The organism is Sulfitobacter sp. 1A15258, assembly GCF_043557045.1.
Lineage (GTDB): Bacteria > Pseudomonadota > Alphaproteobacteria > Rhodobacterales > Rhodobacteraceae > Sulfitobacter > Sulfitobacter faviae.
This window is the reverse complement of sequence record NZ_JBIFFK010000044.1, coordinates 1-1,469: the sequence shown is the minus strand read 5'-3', so window position 1 is coordinate 1,469 and position 1,469 is coordinate 1. Positions and strand designations below refer to the sequence as shown.

Annotated in this window: 1 protein-coding gene and 1 pseudogene; one reads left to right on the top strand and one right to left on the bottom strand. The window is 56.6% G+C overall.

What is annotated here, in order from left to right:
• Positions 1-165: pseudogene (locus tag ACGYK9_RS19350) on the bottom strand (DDE-type integrase/transposase/recombinase); the annotation flags it as partial.
• A 58-nt stretch (positions 166-223) separates the two neighbouring features.
• On the opposite strand from ACGYK9_RS19350, the gene ACGYK9_RS19345 reads away from it, so the two are divergent.
• Positions 224-1,285: an IS630 family transposase gene (locus ACGYK9_RS19345; protein WP_394422716.1), complete on the top strand. Its 1,062-nt coding sequence runs from the start codon at positions 224-226 to the stop codon at positions 1,283-1,285.
• The last annotated feature ends 184 nt before the right edge of the window (positions 1,286-1,469 follow it).

Here is a 1,469-nt window from a genome sequence, read left to right as displayed (position 1 = left end):
ACGACCCTCGGCTCGCCGAACTGATTGATCAGCCTTTGGAGAAACCGCTTGGCTGCTTTAGCGTTTTCGTCGCGTTTGCACGAGAATGTTGAGGACGTCCCCTTCCGCGTCGATGGCACGCCACAGCCAATGTTTCTTCCCTCGAATCGAGATATACTCCGAGTCCTGCGGAAGCCGAATTTGGTGACTTGACGGCTGGGTTTGGAACGATTCAGCTATGCCTATGATCCGCCCCGGCTTTCTTTCCTCAGCAGACCGCCTCGAGCTTGAGGCTTGCGTGCGTTGCCAGCGCGAGGACCACGGCATTGCCCGCCGGGCAAATGCGATCCTGCTGCTCGACGACGGGGAAAGCTGTGCTCGGATCGCAAAGTTTCTCTACTTGGACGACGATACCATCCGGGGCTGGCATAAAACCTTTCTGCAAGATGGTTGGGATGCGCTTGCTTTCGACGGCTGGAAAGGCGGTCAGTCCCGTATGACACAGGCACAGGAGGTTGCTTTATGCGCCTGGCTGGAAGCACGCTTCTGTCGCTCGACGGTCGAGATCAGGGCCCATGTCGCAGCTGAGTGCGGTCTGAACTATTCCCATTCTGGCTGCATTAAACTTCTGGCCCGACTGGGCTTTGAATACCGCAAGCCCAAGTCCCTGCCGCGCGTGGCATCAGCGGAAAAGCAGGCCGCTTTCATCGCATTCTACGACCGCCTGATGCGTGAGTTACCAGCGGATGAAGCCGTCTACTTCGCCGATGCGGTGCATCCGGAATACCAGACCAAGCCTGCGTTTGGCTGGGTGAAGGTAGGATCAAATCCAGCGGTTCTCAGCACGGCAGGGCGCGGTCGTGTGAATATTCATGGGGCTGTGAACCTTGAAACCTTCGATGCACCCTTTGTCGAGCCCACAACCGTTGATGGGGTCAGTGCAGCACAGCTTCTGACCAAGATCGAAGCGCGCAACCCTGACAAGCGCATCATTCATGTCATCTGGGACAACGCGGCCTACCACAAAGGGCCCGATGTCAGAGCCTTCCTCGCCAGGGCAGCTTGCCGTATCCATCTGATCCAGCTGCCGCCTTACTGCCCTCATCTCAATCCCATTGAGCGGCTTTGGGCCGTCTTGCATCAATACGTTACCCACAATCGCTACTACCCAAGTCAAAAGCAGTTCGCCGACGCCATCCTTGCATTCATGCGTGAAACCATCCCGCAGGAATGGACGAAGTTCCGCGACAAGGTCTCAGACAACTTCCGCGTCATAACCCACGATAACTTTCGGGTTTTGAAGTAGGCGCGGTATAAGCAAAATCACTTAAGAAAGTCTTAACGGGTTAATCTGCTCAAGGCACCGCCCACCTCTTGCCCCGGCGGCTGGAATTCTCTTAGGTGGGACGGTGTAATCAGGGATAGTGCAATGACCCATTCGATGACGGCTTATGCCAGCCGCACCGGCCAGTCCGATACCGCCAGCTGGC

Bases quoted from the DNA above. Each gene is read 5' to 3' on its own strand.
- ACGYK9_RS19345 (WP_394422716.1), top strand. From the start codon at position 224: ATGATCCGCCCCGGCTTTCTTTCCTCAGCAGACCGCCTCGAGCTTGAG.